The sequence below is a fragment of the Cupriavidus numazuensis genome (assembly GCF_905397435.1).
In the GTDB taxonomy this organism is placed as follows: domain Bacteria; phylum Pseudomonadota; class Gammaproteobacteria; order Burkholderiales; family Burkholderiaceae; genus Cupriavidus; species Cupriavidus numazuensis.
This window is the reverse complement of the sequence record NZ_CAJPVI010000039.1, coordinates 23935-43513: the sequence shown is the minus strand read 5'-3', so window position 1 is coordinate 43513 and position 19579 is coordinate 23935. Positions and strand designations below refer to the sequence as shown.

At 67.7% G+C, this 19579-nt stretch carries 17 protein-coding genes; 7 read left to right on the top strand and 10 right to left on the bottom strand.

Features of this window, described 5'->3' with window-relative positions; genetic code table 11:
• Positions 1–85: 85 nt before the first annotated feature.
• Positions 86–2914, top strand: coding sequence for a M16 family metallopeptidase (locus tag KHO41_RS26970; RefSeq protein ID WP_211956307.1), 2829 nt, complete (start codon positions 86–88; stop codon positions 2912–2914).
• Positions 2915–3056: 142 nt separating this feature from the next.
• Positions 3057–3434 carry a hypothetical protein gene (locus tag KHO41_RS26965; RefSeq protein ID WP_041680317.1) on the top strand — a complete coding sequence of 126 codons (378 nt, stop codon included), beginning with the start codon at positions 3057–3059 and terminating at the stop codon, positions 3432–3434.
• A gap of 87 nt (positions 3435–3521) precedes the next feature.
• Here the strand turns inward: KHO41_RS26965 and KHO41_RS26960 are convergent, their stop codons facing one another.
• The 3 genes from KHO41_RS26960 to KHO41_RS26950 form a co-directional block, all read right to left on the bottom strand.
• Positions 3522–4067: a hypothetical protein gene (locus KHO41_RS26960; RefSeq protein ID WP_211956306.1), complete on the bottom strand. Its 546-nt coding sequence runs from the start codon at positions 4065–4067 to the stop codon at positions 3522–3524.
• On the bottom strand, positions 4067–5224 hold the full coding sequence (locus KHO41_RS26955; protein WP_211956305.1) for an acyl-CoA dehydrogenase family protein: 1158 nt from the start codon (positions 5222–5224) through the stop codon (positions 4067–4069). Before KHO41_RS26955 ends, KHO41_RS26960 begins: the two co-directional genes overlap by 1 nt.
• A 109-nt stretch (positions 5225–5333) precedes the next feature.
• Positions 5334–7115: an OPT/YSL family transporter gene (locus tag KHO41_RS26950; RefSeq protein ID WP_211956304.1), complete on the bottom strand. Its 1782-nt coding sequence runs from the start codon at positions 7113–7115 to the stop codon at positions 5334–5336.
• A gap of 138 nt (positions 7116–7253) precedes the next feature.
• Between KHO41_RS26950 and KHO41_RS26945 the strand changes: the two genes are divergently transcribed.
• From KHO41_RS26945 to KHO41_RS26935, 3 genes are read left to right on the top strand one after another with little or no spacing between them, the layout of a single operon-like run.
• Positions 7254–8927: an FAD-dependent oxidoreductase gene (locus KHO41_RS26945; RefSeq protein ID WP_211956303.1), complete on the top strand. Its 1674-nt coding sequence runs from the start codon at positions 7254–7256 to the stop codon at positions 8925–8927.
• Positions 8917–9090, top strand: coding sequence for a hypothetical protein (locus tag KHO41_RS26940; protein WP_211956302.1), 174 nt, complete (start codon positions 8917–8919; stop codon positions 9088–9090). Before KHO41_RS26945 ends, KHO41_RS26940 begins: the two co-directional genes overlap by 11 nt.
• Before the next feature lie 27 nt (positions 9091–9117).
• Positions 9118–9576: a MarR family winged helix-turn-helix transcriptional regulator gene (locus KHO41_RS26935; RefSeq protein ID WP_211956301.1), complete on the top strand. Its 459-nt coding sequence runs from the start codon at positions 9118–9120 to the stop codon at positions 9574–9576.
• Here KHO41_RS26935 and KHO41_RS26930 read toward each other — a convergent pair.
• The gene (locus KHO41_RS26930; protein ID WP_011301433.1) at positions 9573–10028 is read right to left on the bottom strand and encodes a YccF domain-containing protein; all 456 of its coding nucleotides are present in this window, start codon (positions 10026–10028) and stop codon (positions 9573–9575) included. The two genes, KHO41_RS26935 and KHO41_RS26930, sit on opposite strands and share 4 nt — an antisense overlap.
• A gap of 334 nt (positions 10029–10362) precedes the next feature.
• Between KHO41_RS26930 and KHO41_RS26925 the strand changes: the two genes are divergently transcribed.
• Complete coding sequence (locus tag KHO41_RS26925; RefSeq protein ID WP_211956300.1) at positions 10363–11295, top strand: 2-hydroxyacid dehydrogenase; 933 nt, start codon at positions 10363–10365, stop codon at positions 11293–11295.
• 13 nt (positions 11296–11308) lie between these two features.
• Here the strand turns inward: KHO41_RS26925 and KHO41_RS26920 are convergent, their stop codons facing one another.
• The 5 genes from KHO41_RS26920 to zwf are packed head-to-tail and all read right to left on the bottom strand — an operon-like array spanning position 11309 to position 16526.
• Positions 11309–12643, bottom strand: a complete 1335-nt coding sequence (locus KHO41_RS26920; protein ID WP_211956299.1) for a sensor histidine kinase — start codon at positions 12641–12643, stop codon at positions 11309–11311.
• Positions 12643–13350, bottom strand: a complete 708-nt coding sequence (locus KHO41_RS26915) for a response regulator (protein ID WP_211956298.1) — start codon at positions 13348–13350, stop codon at positions 12643–12645. The genes KHO41_RS26920 and KHO41_RS26915 overlap by 1 nt, the downstream gene beginning before the upstream one ends.
• A 3-nt stretch (positions 13351–13353) precedes the next feature.
• A complete protein-coding gene (locus KHO41_RS26910; protein ID WP_211956297.1) occupies positions 13354–14385 on the bottom strand; it encodes a glucokinase in 1032 nt (343 codons plus the stop codon).
• A complete protein-coding gene (gene pgl / locus KHO41_RS26905) occupies positions 14382–15062 on the bottom strand; it encodes a 6-phosphogluconolactonase (RefSeq protein ID WP_211956296.1) in 681 nt (226 codons plus the stop codon). The genes KHO41_RS26910 and pgl overlap by 4 nt, the downstream gene beginning before the upstream one ends.
• Before the next feature lie 15 nt (positions 15063–15077).
• Positions 15078–16526 carry a glucose-6-phosphate dehydrogenase gene (zwf, locus tag KHO41_RS26900; RefSeq protein WP_211956347.1) on the bottom strand — a complete coding sequence of 483 codons (1449 nt, stop codon included), beginning with the start codon at positions 16524–16526 and terminating at the stop codon, positions 15078–15080.
• A 256-nt stretch (positions 16527–16782) separates the two neighbouring features.
• Between zwf and edd the strand changes: the two genes are divergently transcribed.
• Positions 16783–18618, top strand: coding sequence for a phosphogluconate dehydratase (edd, locus tag KHO41_RS26895; RefSeq protein ID WP_211956295.1), 1836 nt, complete (start codon positions 16783–16785; stop codon positions 18616–18618).
• 9 nt (positions 18619–18627) lie between these two features.
• On the opposite strand, the gene KHO41_RS26890 is transcribed toward edd, so the two are convergent.
• Positions 18628–19533 (bottom strand): mechanosensitive ion channel family protein, encoded by a 906-nt coding sequence (locus tag KHO41_RS26890; RefSeq protein WP_211956294.1) that lies wholly within the window; start codon positions 19531–19533, stop codon positions 18628–18630.
• Positions 19534–19579 lie beyond the last annotated feature (46 nt).

The following is a 19579-nucleotide window of genomic DNA, read 5'->3' as shown; positions in this document are numbered from 1 at the left end:
GTGGCCTTCGACCGTGCCGTGGGGCACAGTTAACGGAACCGAGTACGGCTAGAATCACCAGCCTGCGATGTTTCCTGGAGATTCCATGCGTCCTGCCAAACCGCTTCCGCTGACCTGCTCGCTCGCCGTGGCGGGCCTGTTGTGGCTCGGGCTGCCAGGCGGCGCTTCCGCCGCACCGGTCGGCACGGCGCAGGCGAGCGCGAGCGCGGTACAGGTCACTTCGGTCGAGGGCATCACCGAATACCGGCTCCCCAACGGCCTGCGCATCGTGCTGGCGCCGGACGCGGCCAAGCCCACCACCACGGTCAACATGACCTACCTGGTCGGCAGCCGCCACGAGAACTACGGCGAAACCGGCATGGCGCATCTGCTCGAACACCTGCTGTTCAAGGGCACGCCGACGCTGCCGGGCAAGACCATCCCGACCGAGTTCGCGCAACGCGGCATGTCGTCCAACGGCACCACGGCGCAGGACCGTACCAACTACTTCGAGACCTTCACCGCGAGCGACGACAACCTCGACTGGGCGCTGCGCATGGAGGCCGACCGCATGGTCAACAGCTTCGTCTCGCGCGCTGATCTCGACAGCGAGATGACGGTCGTGCGCAACGAGATGGAGATGGGCGAGAACAGCCCTGGCCGCATGCTGATCCAGCAGATGATGGCCGCGTCCTACCGCTGGCATAACTACGGCAAGGCACCGATCGGCGCGCGCAGCGATGTGGAGCAGGTCAGCATCGACAGCCTGCGCGCGTTCTACCGCCGCTACTACCAGCCCGATAACGCGGTGCTGGTGGTGGCCGGAAAGTTCGATCCGGCGTGGACGCTTGCGTGCATCGAGCGCTATTTCGGATCCATCGCACGTCCGACGCGCGTGCTGCCACCCGAGCACACCGTGGAGCCGCCGCAGGAAGGCGCACGCGAACTGGTCGTGAAGCGGCCCGGCGACAGCGGACTCGTGGCCGCGCAGTACCACGTCAGCCCGGGCGCCCATCCGGACACCACGGCGCTCGCGATGCTGACGATCATCCTCGGCGACACGCCGGGCGGGCGGCTGTACAAGGCGCTGGTGGAGCAGAAGAAGGCGACCTCGGTCGGCACATCGTTCAGCGCGATGAAGGATCCCGGCACCTTGCTCTTCATGGCGGAAACCGCGAAGGACCAGGCGATGTCGCCCGCGCGCGCGGCGCTCATCACGCAGGTCGAAGGCTTCGCCGATGCGCCGGTGACACAGGAAGAACTGGAACGCGCGCGCGTGCGCATGCGCAATGCGTACGAGCACTACATGAACGATCCCGGCGCGCTCGGCATTGCGCTGTCGGAAGCGATTGCCAAGGGCGACTGGCGCCTGTTCCTGATTGCGCGCGACCGCATCGAGACCGTGACGCTCGAAGATGTGCAGCGCGCCGCACTCAACTACTTCCAGGCGTCGAACCGCACGGTCGGGCTGTTCGTACCCGAGGACAAGCCGCAGCGCGCGCAAGTCCCCACGGCACCGGACGTGGCGCAGCTCGTACGCGGCTATCAGGGCAAGCCGGCGCTGGCAGCGGTCGCCGAGTTCGATCCGAGCCCGGCCAATATCGAAGCGCACACGCGGCGCGAGACGCTGGCCAACGGCATGAAGCTCGCGCTGCTGCCCAAGCCCACGCGCGGCGGCGTGGTCAATGGCACGCTGATCCTTCGCATGGGCGACCTGGACAGCCTGCAGGGCCTGACGACCGTCGGCAGTCTTGCCGCATCGATGCTCAGGCGCGGCGCGGGCAACATGGATCGCATGCAGATTTCCGATCGCATCGAGGCCTTGCGCGCGCGCGTATCGATTTCCGGCGGCTCGGAGCGCGTAGCGGTGAGCTTCGAGACCCGGCGCGAGCAACTGCCCGCACTGCTCGCGCTATTGCGTGACCTGCTGCGCGCGCCGACCTTCCCCGAAGCGGAATTCGAAACGCTGCGCAGCACGACCATTGCGGATATTGAAAGCGTGCGGCGGCAACCGGGCGTGATGGCATCCGACACGCTCGGCCGCCATGGCGATCCGTACCCGATCGGCGATCCGCGTCACGCGCAAACGTTCGATGAAAGCATCGCCGCACTCCAGGCCGCCACACTCGCGCAGGTGCGCGATTTCCACACACGTTTCTACGGTACGGAAAACGCGCAGCTGAGCCTCGTCGGCGACTTCGATGCCGATGCGGCTGTCACCCAGGCCGGCGAGCTGTTCGGCGACTGGCGCGCACAGCAGACGTTTGCGCGCGTGGACAGGCCTTTCGTGCCGATCACGCCCACGGACTTCACGCTGGCCACGCCGGGCAAGGCCAATGCGGTCTACCTCGCCGCCGAGCCGATCGACCTGACCAGCGACGCACCCGATTACGCGCTGATGCTGATCGCCAACCGCGTATTCGGCGGCGGCTCGCTGCGCAGCCGCCTGGCTGACCGGCTCCGGCAGAAGGAGGGACTCAGCTACGGCGCGTCGAGCTGGGTGAATGTGGGGGCGCTCGACCGCGCGGGCCGCTTCGGCCTGCAGGCGCAATATGCGCCGCAGAACCTTGCACGCGTGCAGCGCGCCGTGGCCGACGAACTCGAGCGCTTCGTGCGTGAAGGCGTCAGCAAGGCAGAGTTGTCCGAAGCCGTCAGCGGCATCCTGCAGCAGGGCATCGTCAGCCGCAGCAGCGACGGCGCGCTGGCTGGTGCGCTGGCCAACCAGCTCTATCTGGGCCGCACCATGGCCTATACCGAGGAACTCGAAGCGCGCCTGCGTGCGGCCACGCCCGAGGCGGTCAACGCGGCGATCCGCAGATATGTGAGCCCGCGCGGACTGTCGCAGGTCTATGCGGGCGATTTCGGCGCGGCGCCGGCGGCGGCAGCGGTCGTGGATGGTGCCGCATCCGGCGAGACGCCCGCCGCGCGTCCGTAGTATTGTCATGCAGGCGAAAAGGATACGGCCCAGAATTGGCCGACGCGCCGGCTTGCGGGGGCGCTACCCCACGGCGCGCCCCTTGCCGTGCCCTGGTGTTGACTGTATATTCGTACAGTATAAGTAGAGACAAGAGGTGTGGATGTCAATCGTGCGGGCTGGCAGCAAGGCGGAAGCGCTCCGGCTTCTCGCTGCGGAAGGAGTGCTGGCGCTGGAGCTGGACTACGAGACCGGATGGCAGGACGCCGTCGAACTCGGCAGGCTCGGGGAGAAGCGCGGGATCAAGGTGCAGTATCGCGGCCAGGAAAGCGTCGCCGTACGCTCGCGCGAAGCGCTGATCGAAGGCCTGGCCAAGGTCAAGACCACGTTCAGGCAGCGCAACCTGTATTGCCAGTTCGATCTGGGCACGCTGACGGACCACGAACTGCTCGACCTGGAAGCCAAGGCGACGCGGCTTGGCGACTACATCCTCGCCGGGCATCTGTTGCGGGATGTGGACAGCGTCTGGCCTGCCGAATAGGGCGCCACTCACAGAATCGAATTCCGCCCCCCGAAAACAAACATGCCGCCAATCGGAGGCATGCTTCGTTCACCCGTTTCCGGATACTCAGTGCCAGACGCGCGCGGCATTGGCCCAGCGCGCGGCCGCCGACTGCGCCATCGCGCTGGCGGTCGCCTCGTGAGCGGCCCCGCCACACGCAGCGGGCGCCGGTTGCATGGCGGTGTGCCACAACACCGCCGACACCAGCGTCTGGCAATGGCGACGTTCACTGTGGGCGAGCGCCAGCAGGCGGTCATAGCCATCGATCACGATCAGCCGGTCCCCGGCCTGCGGGCGCATTTCCAGCGCATACAGGTGGTCGCACTCGCAATGCATGTGCCCACCGCTCACGGCCACCACGATCGCACCGGGCAGCGCGATACCGCTGCCATGCACGTCTTCCCGCAAGCGTTCCAGGTGAGCATGCGCGCGCGGATCACGCGCTGCCGCCAGTTCTCCAGGCATGGCGCTGAGCGCCAGCAACGCGGCCGGCGACACCGCGAGCGTGTAGGCCGGGAAGTCCGGCCGGTAGGTAGCCACCACGGCACGCAGGCGATGCGCGCCGCGGATGTCCGGCAGGCTGCTCTTTTCGCGCCCTGCTGTCGCGGCCATCAGTCGCGCAGCAGATGCTTGGCGATGATGACCTGCTGGATCTGCGTGGTGCCTTCGTACAGGCGCAGCAGACGCACGTCGCGGTAGAAGCGTTCGGCCGTGTATTCGGCGATATAGCCGGCGCCGCCGTGGATCTGCACCGCGCGGTCCGCAATGCGGCCCACCATTTCGGTACAGAACATCTTGGTGCACGAGGCCAGCATGCTGACTTCGGGATCGCTCTTGCCGGCCGGCTTGGCGTCATAGCGCTGGGCGCAATCGCGCATCATCGAAAGGCCGGCGTACAGCTCGGCCTGGCTGTCGGCCAGCATGCCCTGGATCAGCTGGAAGTCGCCGATCGGCTTGCCGAACTGCTTGCGTTCCTTGGCATAGGCCACGGCATCGGTGATCAGGCGGTGCGCCATGCCGCACGCCAGCGCCGAGAGGTGCAGGCGGCCGCGGTCGAGCACCTTCATCGCGGTCTTGAAGCCCACGCCCGGTACGCCGCCGATGATGTTGGCGGCCGGCACGCGCGCGTTCTCGAGCACCACGTCACAGGTCTTGGTGCCGCGCTGGCCCATCTTCTTGTCCGGCTTGCCGAGCGAGATGCCCGGGGTGTCGGCCGGCACGATGAACGACGAGATGCCCGACGCACCGGGGCCGCCCGTGCGCGCCATCAGCGTGAAGGCGCCCGCGCGCGGCGCGTTGGTGATGAAGCGCTTGGTGCCGTTGATGACGTAGTGGTCCCCATCGAGTTCGGCCTTCGTCTGCAGCGAAGCCGCGTCGGAACCGGCGTTCGGCTCGGTCAGCGCGAACGAGATGATCAGCTCGCCGCTGGCGATTTTCGGCAGGTAGGCCTGCTTCTGTTCCTCGGTGCCATCCATCAGGATGCCCTGCGAGCCGATGCCGACATTGGTGCCGAACACCGAACGGAACGCGAACGCGGTGTGGCCCAGGTCATACACCACGTCGCATTCCTGCGACATCGACAGGCCGATACCGCCGTAGTTTTCAGGGATGGAGATGCCGAACAGGCCCATTTCCTTCATGTCGGCGACGATGTCGGCCGGCACGTCGTCGAGCTCCTCGAGCGTGTCTTCGGCCGGCTTCAGGCGTTCGTCGATGAAACGCTGCACCGAGGCGCGCAGCAGGGCAAAGGATTCTTGGTCAAGGGCCATGGCGTTTCTCCAGTCAAGCCAGTTCGACAGTCTTGGCGCAATGGTACGCGCGCCATCTGATTTGACAATCCATCCCACATTGGACAGAAGCGTCAATAAAATTTGACAGTCAGCCGCGTGTGACGGCCAACAGCCCTGCCATGCCGATGGCCAGCGCGGCCAGCGCGTCGCCGGCGATCATGCCGCCGCCAATCAGCGATGGGGTGCTCATGTCCTCCGGCAGGGAACGGCTTGGGCGACGCGCGCCGAACCCCTCGGTCAGACCGGCCACGATGCCGCCGGCCGCCATCCATGCCGCGGCGGGCAGGTTGACGAAGCCACCGAACGACGATGCATACGGCGAAGGCAGCAAGACGGCGTCCAGCGCGAAATCCAGCACCCTGCCCGTTCGACCGGATTGGGCAAAATGCACGTAGCCGTCATGCGCGCGCAGCGCCTTGCGCAGCACTTCGGTCACCAGGCCAATCGCCACGCCGAGGATGACGGCCAGATGCTGATAGCCGCGCGACTCGGCCAGTCCGCGCAGCACGCCAACGATCTTGTAGGTCATCGCCGATGTCCAGCGCGCCGGCTGCTGGTCGGCCGTCAGCGTGGTCTGGTCCAGTGCCAGCACCGGATACGCCTGCATGAACAGCCGCGCGAGCGCGACCGCGAGCAGCGCCCCGACGATGATCCCCGCCACCTGATAGCCGAACTGCACCACGCGGCTGCTGCCAAGGCGCCAGCCCGTGGAGCGGTCCTGCTGCATGTCGCACGCCTCGGCAGTGGACACCAGCAGCACCGTCGCGGCGATCAGGCCGACGTGCGGCGCACGCAGCCCGGCCGCCGCCATCAGGATCACGCACAGCACGAACGCCGACGAGATCGGGTTCTGGTCGACCATGCCCACCGAAATGCCGTTGACGAGCGCGAACACCAGCACGAGCAGCACCGCCATCAGCTGGTAGCCGACCGGCTGCCCGAACCACGCGACGCCCGCCGCGACCACGGCCGCGCCCCACAGCACCACCCACGCCGCAACCCAGCGCAAGCCGGGCCCGTCGACACGGGCTGCCGCGGGCGCTGCGCGGGTACGCCACTGCCGCCATGCACGTGCGGCCAGCAAAGAGACGTCGACCACTGCCGCGCCCACGATCATGCCCAGCGCAATCAGGAACGTGATCTTGCGGTACGGGTCGCCCGGCGCAAGCCAGCCGATCGAGACGAAATACGGCGTCATCACCCAGCCTGCCAGGCCACCGCTCAGCGCGGCAATGCCGATGCGCGCGCTGACGATCATCCCGGCGCCGAAGGTCGATGCCGAGATATCGAGCGCGGCCAGCGGTGCGAGCCTGGACAACCAGAGCCCGCTCACAAGCCCCACCGCCATGCCGCCCGCAAGCCGCGACACCGAGCGGCGCAGCAGCAGCGGATCGGTCAGCGCGCGCAGGATATTGGCGACCGCCAGGCCCGACGGAAACGTCAGCTGCATGCGGTCGACCAGCAGCGGCGTGTACAGCATGCCGACGCCGACGCCATACATGCCGATGCACAGCATGTACCCCACGAGCTGCCACAGCGGCGGCTGCGCGAGCCCGAGCCAGCTCATCGCCTGGATCACCACGGCCATGCCGCCCATGCCGGCCACCGACGCGGCCGCGGTCTGGATGTAGTTGGCGCCGTGCCGGCCGGATGCGCCATAGCCGCATGTCACCACCGAGCCAAGTATCCCGGCCAGCACCTGCCCGCCCACGAAGAAGCCGAGCGAGAAGTTCATGTACGCCGCGGCGATTCCGCCCAGCGGGCCGAGCACAAGCATGCCCGCCGCACCAAGCAGCACGTGGTACTGCCAGCTCCCGGGCGCGGGCAGCCAATGCAGGCGAGGTGCGGCTTCGGACGGAACAGATGGCATGGCAGGCAGACAATGAGCCGGAGAAGTGCTTCCTGCAAAGCATAGGCGAGAGTATCGAACGCAGGGGTTTACGCTAGTTTCGTGCGCAACTATTATGCCGATATAGTTGCGCACACAACTACATTGCCGAGGTTGTCCATGTCAGATCGTTCCGCCCCCGCCTCCGCGGCGCTGCCCGTGCCGCCCGTCGCCGACGCGCGGCCATGGCCGTCCGAGGTTCCTGTCCTGATCGCCGGCGGTGGCCCGGTCGGCCTGGCGCTGAGCGCCCTGCTCGCGCGCCAGGGCATCGCCTCGCTCGTGATCGAGGCCGATGACGGGTACTGCGCGGGTAGCCGTGCGATCTGCATGTCACGCCGTTCGCTGGAGATCCTCGGCTGGGTCGGCGCGGACCAGGCCACGGTCGACAAGGGCCTGCCGTGGGTGGGCGGGCGCAGCTACTACCGCGATGCCGAGGTGCTGCATTTCCGCATGCCGAGCGAACCCGGCGAACGCTTCGCGCCGATGGTCAACATCCAGCAGTACTACCTGGAAGCGTTCGCGCACCAGGCCGCGCTTGCATGCGGGCCGCTTGCCGATGTGCGCTTCAATGCGCGCGTCACCGCCGTGCGCCACGAGGCGGACGGCGTCAGCGTGAACATCGAAACCGCGCAGGGCACGCAAGAGGTCCGCGCGCAGTGGCTCGTCGCCTGCGACGGCGGCCGCAGCACCGTGCGCGAACAGCTCGGCCTGCGCATGGAAGGCACGCAGTACGAAGGCCGCTATGTGATCGTCGACATCGTGCAGAAGACGCAGCGCGACGTGGAGCGGCTGGCGTGGTTCGATCCGCCGTCAAACCCGGGCTCGACCATCCTGATGCACCGCCAGCCCGACGACGTCTGGCGCATCGACTACCAGATCCGCGACGACGAGGACCCGGTCGAAGCCGTCAAGCCAGAGAACGTGCTGCCCCGCGTGCAGAGCCATCTCGACATGATCGGCGAGACCGAACCGTGGGAACCGCTGTGGATCTCGATCTACAACGCCAAGTGCCTGACGCTCGATGCATACCGGCACGGGCGCGTGCTGTTTGCGGGCGACGCGGCACACCTGGTGCCGATCTTCGGTGTGCGCGGCCTCAACTCCGGCCTCGACGATGCGGGTAACCTGGCGTGGAAGCTTGCGTGGGTCCTCCAGGGCCGCGCCGATGCCAGCCTGCTCGACAGCTATTCCACGGAGCGCGTGCACGCCACGCGCCAGAACATCGCATACGGTGCCAAGAGCACGGAGTTCATGGCACCGCCGAACTTCGCCTTCGAGCTGATGCGCCAGGCCACGCTGCGCCTGGCGCTCGATGAGCCGGGCGTGCGCTCGCTGATCAATCCGCGTCAGTCGGCGCCGATCGCGTATGCGGACTCGGCGCTGAACGGCCCCTCGGACTTTGGCGGCGAGTGCGCCGCTGCGGCGCCGGGCATGCCTGCGCCGGAAGCCCGCGTGGACGGCGGACACCTGACCGCCAGCTTCGGCCATCGCTTCACGCTGCTGTGGTTTGGCGGCAGCGTGCCGGCAGACATCGCCGCCTTGGCGCAGGCGCACGCCGCGAACGTGCAGCTGCTCGCCATCCATCCCGCTGGCAGTACGCCTCAGGAAGGGACGCTGGTCGATCCCGACGGGCAGGCCTTCCAGCGCTATGGCGCACAGCCGGGCACGCTGTACGTGGTCCGTCCGGACGGCTATGTCCTGGCACGCTGGCGCGCGCCGCAACCGGACCAGGTCCGCAGCGTCCTCGCCCCTTTCCTGCAAACCCCTGCTGACGGAGCCCGCCATGCAAGCTGACGAACTCGATCTCGCCTACACGCGCCTGTGCGAAACCATGGCCCGGGTCGGCCAGGACAAGACGCCGCTGCTGCTCGCCATGGTCTGCCTGGGCCTGATGAGCCGGCAGGACGCGCTGGCCCCCGTGCTCGCCCTGATCGAAACGGCCGAGGCGCGGGTGTAAAGTTCCGGTTCTCCGCACGGATCCGACATGAAAGCCCTGCCCCGCCTGGACCAGTTCCTGACCTACCGCCTGCACCAGGTCAACAAGCTCAGTGACAAGGACAGCGCCTACGCGTACCTCGAGCAATGCGGCCTGCTGCTCAGCGAAGGCCGTTGCCTGGCCGCGATTGGCGCGTTTGCGCCGCTGTCGGTCAACGCGCTCGCGCAGAAGGCCAACCTGACCAAGGGCCAGGCCAGCCGTTCGGCACAGGCGTTGGTGGAACGCGGGCTGGTCAGCAAATCGGCAAGCGAAGCCGACGGGCGCGGCGTGGTGCTCGCGCTGACGCCGCAGGGCAAGCCGCTGTACCGGCAGGCCATCGCGATGATCGCCCGGCGCAATGAAGAGATCTTCGGCTGCCTGAGCGAGCAGGAACGAGAAGTGCTGGGCAGCCTGTTGGACCGGCTCGTCGCCCACGCTACCCGCGACGAGCTTTCCGACGACGCTTAACGCCTCAGACTGTTTACCTCTCCGCGCGCTGTTTCGCGCCGCGCGGCTTCCGCTACCTCATTGCTCACCACCGTCTGGCCGATCGGCGCGAGCGCGATACCGGCCAGCTTCAGGTGCTGGATCGCGAACGGAATGCCGATGATGGTCACGAAGCACGCGATGGCCGACATCACGTGGCCGATCGCGAGCCAGATGCCCGCAAAGACGAACCACAGCACATTGCCGACCATGCCGAGCGCGCCCGTGCCGATGTCGTCGCGCTGGTTCAGTTCGCGCCGGCTGATCGCCTGCTTGCCGAACGGGAAGAACGTGAAGCTGCCGATCACGAAGCACGCCTTGCCCCACGGGATACCGACGATCGAGCAGAACGCGAGCAGCCCCGCCAGCCACCAGGCCAGGCCCATGAAGACACCGCCAAGGATGAACCAGAGGAAATTGCCGATCGCGCGCATGCAGGGATTCCGGGAAGAGTAGAAGAGAGCACGATGATACGCGCCGGCAAAAGCGTACCCATTTCTGCGTGCCTGGCGGCATGCCTGCGGCAGCCCTGATTTCCGCCGCTGATTGTCGGTCCGGGGCGCTGAAATGCCGCATTTCGCAGGCGCGCCGGAGCCAAAGCGTACCCATTTCTGCGGGCGTACCCATTTCTGCGAACAGGCAAAGCGTACCCGTTTCTGCGTACGCATCCGTGTGCCTGCGCAGGCCGTGCCCCGGCGATAGAATGTGCGCTCCTTTCCCTGTTAGCCGCACGCATTGCCGCGGCACGTCCTTCCGCAGTTTCCCGTCATGAAGCCCGTCCTGCTTGTCCTGAACCCGATGTCGTCCCAACACCTCGCCAGCATCGGCGAGCGATTCACGGTGCACTACGGCCCCGATGCCACCACGCGCGCCGACGCCGTGGCCACGCATGGCGCCTCGGCGCAGGCCGTACTCACCATCGGATCGATCGGCCTGACCGCGGCGGAAATGGACGCCATGCCGAAACTGGAACTGGTCTGCGCACTCGGCGCCGGCTACGAGAACATCGCGCTGGACCACGCCCGCGCGCGCGGCATTGCGGTGGCCAATGGTGCCGGCACCAATGACAGCTGCGTGGCCGACCATGCCATGGCACTGCTGCTCGCCACGGTGCGCGCCGTCCCGCAACTGGACAAGGCCACGCGCGCCGGCCAGTGGCGCGACACGCTGCCGCTGAGCCCGAATTTCTCGGGCAAGCGCATGGGGATCGTTGGGCTGGGCACCATCGGGCGGCGCATTGCCCGGCGCGGCGAAGGGTTCGATCTGGAGATCGGCTACCACAACCGCACGGCGCGCGCCGAGGTGCCGTACCGCTATTTCGACAGCGTGACCGCGCTGGCGCAGTGGGCGGACTATCTCGTCATCGCCACGCCTGGCGGCGCGGGCACGCGCCACCTCGTCGATGCCGGCGTGCTGGCGGCGCTGGGTCCGGCGGGCTTTCTGGTCAATATTGCGCGCGGCAGCGTGGTGGATACCGCCGCGCTCGCGCAGGCACTGCATGCGGGGACGGTTCGTGGTGCAGGCCTTGATGTTTACGAAACCGAACCGGCACCACCGACGGTGCTGTTCGACTGCCCGAACGTCGTCCTGACACCGCACATGGCCGGCTGGTCGCCCGAGGCGATCCAGGCGTCGGTGGATCAGTTCCTGGAGAACGCCCGCCGCCACTTTGCCGGCGAGCCGCTGCTCACGCCGGTCTGAGCGGCGCGCACCCTCAGGCGGCGGGAAACGTCACGCGCACGCGCAGTCCCGGGCCCGCGTCTTCCAGCGACACGCGGGCGCCATGCGACTGCGCAATCTCGGCCACGATGGCCAGGCCGAGCCCGCTGCCGCCGGTCGGCGCCTCGGGCACGCGGTAGAAGCGGTCGAACACGCGCCCGCGCTCCGCGGCAGGAATGCCCGGCCCGTTGTCGCTGACCAGAAGCTCGACCGCGCGGCCATCCGTCGCCTGCCTGACCTGCACGTCGACACGGCTGCCGCGCGGGATGTAGGCGAGCGCGTTGTCGATCAGGTTGGTCAGCAGGATGCGCAACGCATCGGTATCGCCGCGAACGCGCACAGTCGGGACGCTGTCGGCATCGAGCCCGAGGTCGATTTCACGATCCAGCGCGGCCTGGGCCATGTCGGCGACAACGCCGGTGGCAAGCTCGTGCAGGTCCAGCGGTTCCTGCGTCAACGTCACGGCACCGGGCTCCTGGCGCGCGAGCGTCAGCAGTTGCGTCACCAGATGGGTCAGCCGTTCTAGCCCCTGTCGCAGGTTGCCGACTGCCTGGCGGCGCGCCTGCGGATCTTCCGCGCGCTCGACCAGTTGCGCCTGCAACTGCAGCGCCGTCAGCGGCGTGCGCAGCGCGTGCGCGGCGTCGGCCACGAACGCGCGCTGGGTGTCGATGGCATGCGAGAGCCGCTCAAGCAGCTGGTTGAGCGCGTCGCTGAGCGGCGCGATCTCGTCGGGCATCGGGCGCACGGCCAGCGGCGTGAGCGCATTCGCGTCGCGCGCACGGACTTCGGTGGCAATCTCGCGCAGCGGCCGCAGGCCACGGCCCACCGCCATCCACACCAGCCAGGCCAACAGCGGCAGCAAGAGCAGCAGCGGCGCCACGGTGCGCAGCGCCATGCGTGCCGCGAGCGTGCGTCGCGCACTCATCGGCTGCGCGATCTGCACGACTGCGGGGCCCAGCTGCATGCTGTAGAGGCGCCATTCGCCTTCGCCCGTGGTGACGTTGGAGAACCCGAGCTCCGCGCGCGCCGGCAGCGCCGGATGCGCGTGAGACAGGTACAGGCTGCGGCCGGAACCGTCCCAGATATGGATGACCACGTCCTCATCGGCATGCAGCAGGTCGACGCCGGCCCCGCCCTCCACCAGGAACGGCGGTGCCACGGGGTCAGCGAACTGGCTCGGCAGCGCCGCCGCGACCTGCTTCATCTGGTAGTCGAACAGTGCATTGGCCTCCTGCCGCGCCTGGCCGTAGATCAGCACGGTCGCGATGGCAATGCCCGCCATCAGCCCGGCCGCAAGCCACCACAGCAGGGTTCGCTGGATCGAACGCATCAGTTGCCGTGCCCCTCTTCGAGCCGGGGCACGACATAGCCCACGCCGCGGATATTGCGGATCAGCGCGGCACCGAACTTCTTGCGCAGCGCGTGGATATAGACCTCGACCGTATTGCTGCCCACCTCGTCATCCCAGCTGTACAGGCGTTCCTGCAACTGCGCGACCGACCAGACCTTGCCCGGGCGCGCCATCAGCGCCGATAGCAGCGAGAACTCGCGCGCGGACAAGTGCACCGGTTCGCCGTTCAGCGTGACCTCGCGCGTGGCCGGGTTCAGCGAAATGGCGCCGTAGCTGAGGACCGGCTCGGCCCGCCCTTCGGCACGGCGCGCGAGCGCGTGCATGCGCGCGGCCAGTTCCTGCAGGTCGAACGGCTTGACCAGGTAATCGTCGGCACCCGCATTGAGTCCCGCCACACGGTCCGCGACCGCGTCGCGGGCAGTCAGGATCAGCACCGGCGTGGACACGCCGCGCGCGCGCAAGGCACGCAATACGTCGAGCCCCGAGCGGCGCGGCAACCCCAGATCGAGCAGGATCAGGTCATAGCACGCGCCTTCATCGGCGCTGCCCGAGCCGCCGGTCGGCGTGCCGGCGGCAAGGCCCGCCTCGCCATCCTGGACCCAGTCCACGGCAAACCCTTCCTGGCGCAGCGCAAGCTTCACGCTGTCGCCGATCATGGCATCGTCTTCCACCAGCAGCACGCGCATGTCTTATCCGATCTGTGGGCGGCCGTGATGCAGCGTATCGGCCAGCGCGCGCGCCAGGCCCGGCAGCGCGGGATAGCGCGCGGTAATCACGTAGACAGGCAGCTTGTCGAGAAAGGCCTGCATGCGGCCCTTGGCCACGAAGCGCGCATTGAACGCCGACGCTTGCAGCGCCGGCACGAAGCGCGGCAGGATGCCGCCACCCAAGTACACGCCGCCACGCGCGCCCAGCACCAGCGCGATGTCTGCCGCGACCGACCCCAGCAGGCCGAAAAACACGGCCATGGTGCGCTCGCAGAGCGGATCGTGGCGCGCCAAGGCTCCCGTCGTGACCTGCTCCGGCGTCAGCGGGACGTCCAGGAGCGTACCCGTTTCTGCGGACAGCGCGGCATGGATATGCGACAGGCCCATGCCCGACAACAACCGCTCCGCCGACACCCGCCCGAGGCTCGCGTGCGCGGCGCGCCAGGCGATCCACTCGTCGTCGGTCACGGGCATCAGTTCGATATGGCCGCCCTCCCCCGCGAGTGCCACGGCGGCGCCGCCCGGCGACGGCACCAGCCCCGACACGCCCAGGCCGGTACCGGGGCCGACCAGAGCACGCGGCGCAGTGGCCACGGGTGCGCCGGGGCGGATCTGCACGAGATCGTTCGCGCCGAGGTAAGGCAAGCCCAGCGCCAGCGACGTGAAATCGTTGATGGCCACGAGCGTCTGCAATCCCACCGCTTGCCGCGTGGCCTCGATCGAAAACGCCCAGTCATGGTTGGTCAGGCGTACCCGGTCGCCCGTGACCGGGTTGGCGAGGCCGATGGCGGCATGGAGCGGCAGCGTGGCTCCCGAGGCAGACTGCGCGTCGAGGTAGTGCCGCATGGCCGCCTCGAGCGACGGATAGTCGGCCACCTTGAGCGCGGTCACCGTGCCGATCTGCATCGGCGCGGCTTCCAGCGCGAACCGCACGTTGGTGCCGCCAACGTCGGCAAGCAGGCGCGGATAGGCGCTGTCAACGGACACGGTCGAAGCGGTCATGGCGTCGCTCATGCACGAAAAATGTCGAAGCCGCGGCGCTGGTTGGCCAGCACGATGCTGACCGGCAGCGCCGGCGTCGGGCCTTGCATCGCGCGGGCCAGCACCTCGGCCTTGACCTGGCCCGTGACAGCAAGGAAAGCACGCTCGGCCGCCAGCAGCGCGGCAAGATTCAGTGTCACCCGCGCATGCGGCGCAGTCGACGGATGGGTGATGAGGTACCCGGGCTTCGGGTCGCTGAGCGCGGTCTGCAGTTCGGGCGCATCCGGAAACAGCGATGCGGTGTGTCCATCCTCGCCCATGCCAAGCACCACGACGTCGGGTTGGCGGAACGCCTTGTTGAGACGCGCCACGGCACTCGCCGGGTCCTCGACCTCCGCGGCATCCGCGATCAGCGGCACAAAGGCCGCACTGGCCGCGGCCTCGCGCAGCAGGTGGGCGCGCACGAGCGCGCCATTGCTGTCGGGATGGTCCAACGGCACCACGCGCTCGTCGACCAGCGTGATGGTCACTGCCTCCCAGCGCACAGGCCGGTAGCGCAGGCGCTCGAACATCGGTACGGGAGAACGCCCGCCGGACACAGCAAGCACGGCCCAGCCGTTGACCCGGATCGCCTGGTCCAGTGCATTGCCGATGGAAATGGCCAGCGCCTCGGCCTGATCCATCGCGGTTGCGTGCTCGAATTCGCGCATGGCGCTATCTCCTTGTCAGGCTTCCTCGTGCCAGAGCGAGTCGTCGCGCGACATCAGCGCCGATGACGCCGCCGGACCCCACGTGCCCGCGGTATACGGCTTGGGCGGCACGTTGCTTTCTTCCCATGTGTCGAGAATCGGCTCGACCCAGCGCCAGGCCTGCACCTGCTCGTCACGCCGCACGAACAGGCCCAGCCGGCCGCGGATCACGTCGAGCAGCAGCCGCTCATAGGCGCCCGCGCGACGCACCTTGAAGGAGTTGGCGAAGTCCAGGTCGAGCGAGGTCGGCGTCAGTTCCAGCGTGTCGCCCGGCTGCTTGACGAGGAAGTACAGGCGGATGCTTTCCTCAGGCTGCAGCTGGATCACGAGCCGGTTCTGCGGCGACAGCGTCAGCGGGCGCGGAAAGATGGCATGCGGCACATCGCGGAAATGCACCACGATCTCGGCCACGCGCGACTGCATGCGCTTGCCCGTGCGCAGGTAGAACGGCACGCCTTCCCAGCGCCAGTTGGCGATCTCCGCCTTGATGGCGACAAAGGTCTCGGTCCGGCTGTCGGCGGCAATGCCTTTCTCGTCGAGGTAGCCCGGCACCGGCTTGCCCGCAATGGCACCGGCGCGATACTGGCCACGCACGGTCTTCTCCGCCACGGCCTGGGGCGTGATCGGCTTGAGCGCCTTGAGGATCTTGATCTTCTCGTCGCGGATCGCGTCTTCCGACAGGCTGCTCGGCGGCTCCATGGCCACCATGCACAGCAGTTGCAGCAGGTGGTTCTGGACCATGTCGCGCAACGCGCCCGTGTGGTCGTAGAAGTCACCGCGCGTCTCGACCCCGAGTTCCTCGGCAATCGTGATCTGCACGTCTTGCACCCATTCGCGCCGCCACAGCGGCTCGAACAGCGCGTTGCCGAAGCGGATCGCCATCAGGTTCTGCACCGACTCCTTGCCCAGGTAGTGATCGATGCGGTAGATCTGGTCCTCGGCAAAGAACTTGGCGACAGCGGCGTTGATCGCCTCCGACGATTCGAGATCGTGTCCCAGCGGCTTTTCCAGCACGATGCGCACATTGGGTGTGTTCAGGCCGGTACGTGCGAGCTGCTCGCAGATCGGCACGAACAGGTCCGGTGCCGTGGCGAGGTAGCACACCACGACTTCGGGCCTGCGCGACAGCACCTTTTCGGCGAGTGCGTCGAAGTGCGCGGGCACGCGTGCGTCGGCCTGCACGTAGCAGATGCGGGCCAGGAACGCGGCCCATGACTCGGGCGGCGCATGCGCCAGGCCCGGTCGTACGCCCTGCTCCAGCGACGCAATGTAGTCTTCCTGGCTCAGTGGCTGGCTGCCCGTGGCGAGGATGCGCGCACGCGGGTGCAGCAGCCCGGCATGGTGGGCTTCAAAAAGCGACGGCAACAGCTTGCGCCGGGCCAGGTCGCCGGTGCCGCCGAACAGCACCATGTCGAAATCAGGCATGCTCACCGTGGACTCCTTGGCATGAGGATGGCGGTCAGAACGCGCGCGTGCGCGGCACCTGCCCGATGCGGCCGCATGGAATGAGTGTCCCGCAGCGGCGCATAAGTTCCGGCCAGTTTACGTGAGTCCCTGCCGCTTGGCGAGGCGCGCGGGCCACAAAGCGTACCCATTTCTGCGTGACGACAGGCAGCGGCTTTCCACCGTGCAGCGTGCCGCGAAGTGCGCTAGGCTGAAAGCAACCCCGCAGGAGAAACCTATGCCACGTCACCCAGTACTCGAACGGGTCACGGCCCGCATCGTCTCGCGCAGCGGCCCTTCGCGTCAGGCCTACCTTGACCGCACGCGCGCCATGGCGGGCCAGAAAGTCGAGCGCAGCCAGATTTCCTGTACCAACCTCGCGCACGCCATCGCCGCCATGCCGGACGAGGCCAAGATCCGGCTCAAGGCCGACGAACGGCCCAACCTTGCGATTGTCTCTTCGTACAACGACATGCTGTCGGCGCACCAGCCGCTGGCTGCCTTCCCGAAGTGGCTCAAGGAAGCGGCGCTGGAAGCCGGCGGCACCGCGCAGTTCGCCGGCGGCACGCCTGCCATGTGCGACGGCGTGACCCAGGGCCAGGATGGCATGGACCTGTCGCTGTTCTCGCGCGATGTGATCGCGCTGGCCACGGCCGTGGCGCTGTCGCACCAGATGTTCGACGGCGCGCTGTATCTCGGTGTCTGCGACAAGATCGTGCCGGGGCTCGTGATGGGCGCGCTGTCGTTCGGCCACCTGCCCGCGGTGTTCGTGCCGGGCGGTCCCATGACCACGGGCATGAGCAACGACGAGAAGGCGCATGTGCGCCAGCTCTATGCCGAAGGCAAGATCGGCCGCAAGGAACTGCTCGAGGCCGAGACCCGTTCCTATCATGGCCCCGGCACGTGCACGTTCTACGGCACCGCCAACTCCAACCAGATGCTGATGGAGATCATGGGCCTGCATCTGCCGGGCACGGCCTTCATCAATCCCAACACGCCGCTGCGCGAAGCGCTCACGCGTGAATCGGCGCGGCAGGCCTTGCGCCTTGTGCACGGCGGCGAGCGGTATACGCCGGTGGCCGACGTGCTCGACGAGCGCGCCTTCGTCAACGGCATCGTCGGCCTGCTGGCCACGGGCGGCTCGACCAACCACACGCTGCACCTGATTGCCATGGCACGCGTGGCCGGCATCGTGCTGACGTGGGACGACTTCGACGAACTGTCGGCTGCGGTGCCGCTGCTTGCGCGCGTCTATCCGAACGGCAAGGCCGACGTGAACCAGTTCCAGGCAGCCGGCGGCCTGTCGGTGGTGATTCGCGGGCTGCTCGAACTCGGCCTGCTGCATGACGACGTAAACACGGTGGTCGGCCGCGGGCTGGAGGCCTATACACGCGAGCCCGTGCTGCGCGATGGCAAGCTCGAATGGACGGACGGACCCCAGGCCTCGCTCGACGACACGATCGTGCGCGGCGCGGCGCAGCCGTTCGCGGCGGACGGTGGCATCAAGGTGCTCGACGGCAAGCTCGGACGCGCGGTCATCAAGACCTCAGCAGTGAAGCCGGAGCACCAGGTCGTGGAAGCGCCTGCGATCGTGTTCGAGCACCAGGACGATGTGATAGCGGCATTCAAGCGCGGCGAACTGGAGCGCGATTTCGTCGCGGTCCTGCCGTGGCAGGGGCCTGCATCGTGCGGCATGCCGGAACTGCACAAGCTCACGCCGACGCTGACAGTGCTGCAGGACCGCGGCTTCCATGTCGCGCTCGTGACGGACGGACGCATGTCCGGCGCCTCGGGCAAGGTGCCCGCGGCCATCCACGTCTGTCCCGAGGCCCTGAACGGCGGCGGTATCGCTCGCGTGCGCAGCGGCGACATGGTGCGCGTCGACGCGCCGGCCGGCGTGCTGACCGTGCTGGTGGCGGATGCCGAGTGGGACGCGCGCGAATCGGCACGTCCCAATCTGCGGGCCAATCGTCACGGCGTCGGACGCGACCTGTTCGCGACCTTCCGCCGCAACGTCAGCGAGGCCGAAGCGGGCGCCTGCACGCTGTTCGCGGACGAAGACGCGCGCGATTGAAGCACGGAGCTAACCCGCGCGCCGCAGCGGATTGGCGCGCGGATCCGGCGCGGCCGCGGGCGGCGTGGTCACCGGCGTAACCCCTGGATCCGGCATGCGTACCTCCTGAATAGGCACCGCGATCTTGCAACCGGCATCCTCGAGCACGTGCTTGATGCGCTCATAGAACGCATCAAGCACGGCCCAGTAATCGCCGCTTGAAGTCCAGCAGCGCAGGTTCAATGTAATGCCCTGCTGCGTGTAGTTGACCACCATCGCTTCGGGCTTCGGCTCCGGCAGCAGGCGCGGTTCGTCCGCGAGCATCTTGCGCAGCGCATCCAGGCCCTTGTGCATATCGCTGCCGAAGGCCACCGTGGTTTCGATGTCCATGCGGCGCGTGGGGTTCTCGCTGTAGTTCGTGATGGCGCTGCCCCACAGCTTGCCGTTCGGCACGCGCAGGCACACACCGTCGGCCGTGGTCAGCTCGGTCATGAACAGGCCGGTCTCACGCACCGTACCGGCCACACCCTGAGCGTCGATGTACTGTCCGACGCGGAACGGCCGCAGCAGCACCAGCATGATGCCGGCGGCGATATTCTGCAGCGTGCCCTGCAGCGCCAGCCCGATCGCCAGGCCGGCTGCGCCAAGCATCGCTATGATGCTCGCTGTCTGCACGCCGAACTGCGACAGCACGAGCACGATGGTCAGCACGCGAACCATCCACTGGAACGCATTGGCCAGCAGCGGCCGCACGGTCTCGTCCACATGCGTTCGGCCCAGTGTGCGCCCAACAGCGGCGGCGGCGCGCGCCGACAGCCACCAGCCCGCGAGCAGGATCACCACGGCGGCAATGCAGTTCATACCCTGATGCACGGCAAGCTGTACGAGGTAATTCCACGCGGTTTCGATCTTGTCGGCGTCCATAGTCCAGTTCATGAGAAGCGGCTCCAGGTTGTGGGCGTACCCGTTTCTGCGTGCGCAG

Excerpts from the sequence above, each read along its gene's own strand:
- KHO41_RS26910 (WP_211956297.1), bottom strand. The coding sequence starts at position 14,385 with ATGAGCGACGCCATGACCGCTTCGACCGTGTCCGTTGACAGCGCCTAT.
- KHO41_RS26915 (WP_211956298.1), bottom strand. The coding sequence starts at position 13,350 with ATGCGCGTGCTGCTGGTGGAAGACGATGCCATGATCGGCGACAGCGTG.
- KHO41_RS26960 (WP_211956306.1), bottom strand. The coding sequence starts at position 4,067 with ATGGCCGCGACAGCAGGGCGCGAAAAGAGCAGCCTGCCGGACATCCGC.
- pgl (WP_211956296.1), bottom strand. The coding sequence starts at position 15,062 with ATGCGCGAATTCGAGCACGCAACCGCGATGGATCAGGCCGAGGCGCTG.
- KHO41_RS26890 (WP_211956294.1), bottom strand. The coding sequence starts at position 19,533 with ATGAACTGGACTATGGACGCCGACAAGATCGAAACCGCGTGGAATTAC.
- KHO41_RS26965 (WP_041680317.1), top strand. The coding sequence starts at position 3,057 with ATGTCAATCGTGCGGGCTGGCAGCAAGGCGGAAGCGCTCCGGCTTCTC.
- KHO41_RS26925 (WP_211956300.1), top strand. The coding sequence starts at position 10,363 with ATGAAGCCCGTCCTGCTTGTCCTGAACCCGATGTCGTCCCAACACCTC.
- KHO41_RS26935 (WP_211956301.1), top strand. The coding sequence starts at position 9,118 with ATGAAAGCCCTGCCCCGCCTGGACCAGTTCCTGACCTACCGCCTGCAC.
- KHO41_RS26950 (WP_211956304.1), bottom strand. The coding sequence starts at position 7,115 with ATGCCATCTGTTCCGTCCGAAGCCGCACCTCGCCTGCATTGGCTGCCC.
- KHO41_RS26920 (WP_211956299.1), bottom strand. The coding sequence starts at position 12,643 with ATGCGTTCGATCCAGCGAACCCTGCTGTGGTGGCTTGCGGCCGGGCTG.
- zwf (WP_211956347.1), bottom strand. The coding sequence starts at position 16,526 with ATGCCTGATTTCGACATGGTGCTGTTCGGCGGCACCGGCGACCTGGCC.
- edd (WP_211956295.1), top strand. The coding sequence starts at position 16,783 with ATGCCACGTCACCCAGTACTCGAACGGGTCACGGCCCGCATCGTCTCG.
- KHO41_RS26955 (WP_211956305.1), bottom strand. The coding sequence starts at position 5,224 with ATGGCCCTTGACCAAGAATCCTTTGCCCTGCTGCGCGCCTCGGTGCAG.
- KHO41_RS26940 (WP_211956302.1), top strand. The coding sequence starts at position 8,917 with ATGCAAGCTGACGAACTCGATCTCGCCTACACGCGCCTGTGCGAAACC.
- KHO41_RS26945 (WP_211956303.1), top strand. The coding sequence starts at position 7,254 with ATGTCAGATCGTTCCGCCCCCGCCTCCGCGGCGCTGCCCGTGCCGCCC.
- KHO41_RS26930 (WP_011301433.1), bottom strand. The coding sequence starts at position 10,028 with ATGCGCGCGATCGGCAATTTCCTCTGGTTCATCCTTGGCGGTGTCTTC.
- KHO41_RS26970 (WP_211956307.1), top strand. The coding sequence starts at position 86 with ATGCGTCCTGCCAAACCGCTTCCGCTGACCTGCTCGCTCGCCGTGGCG.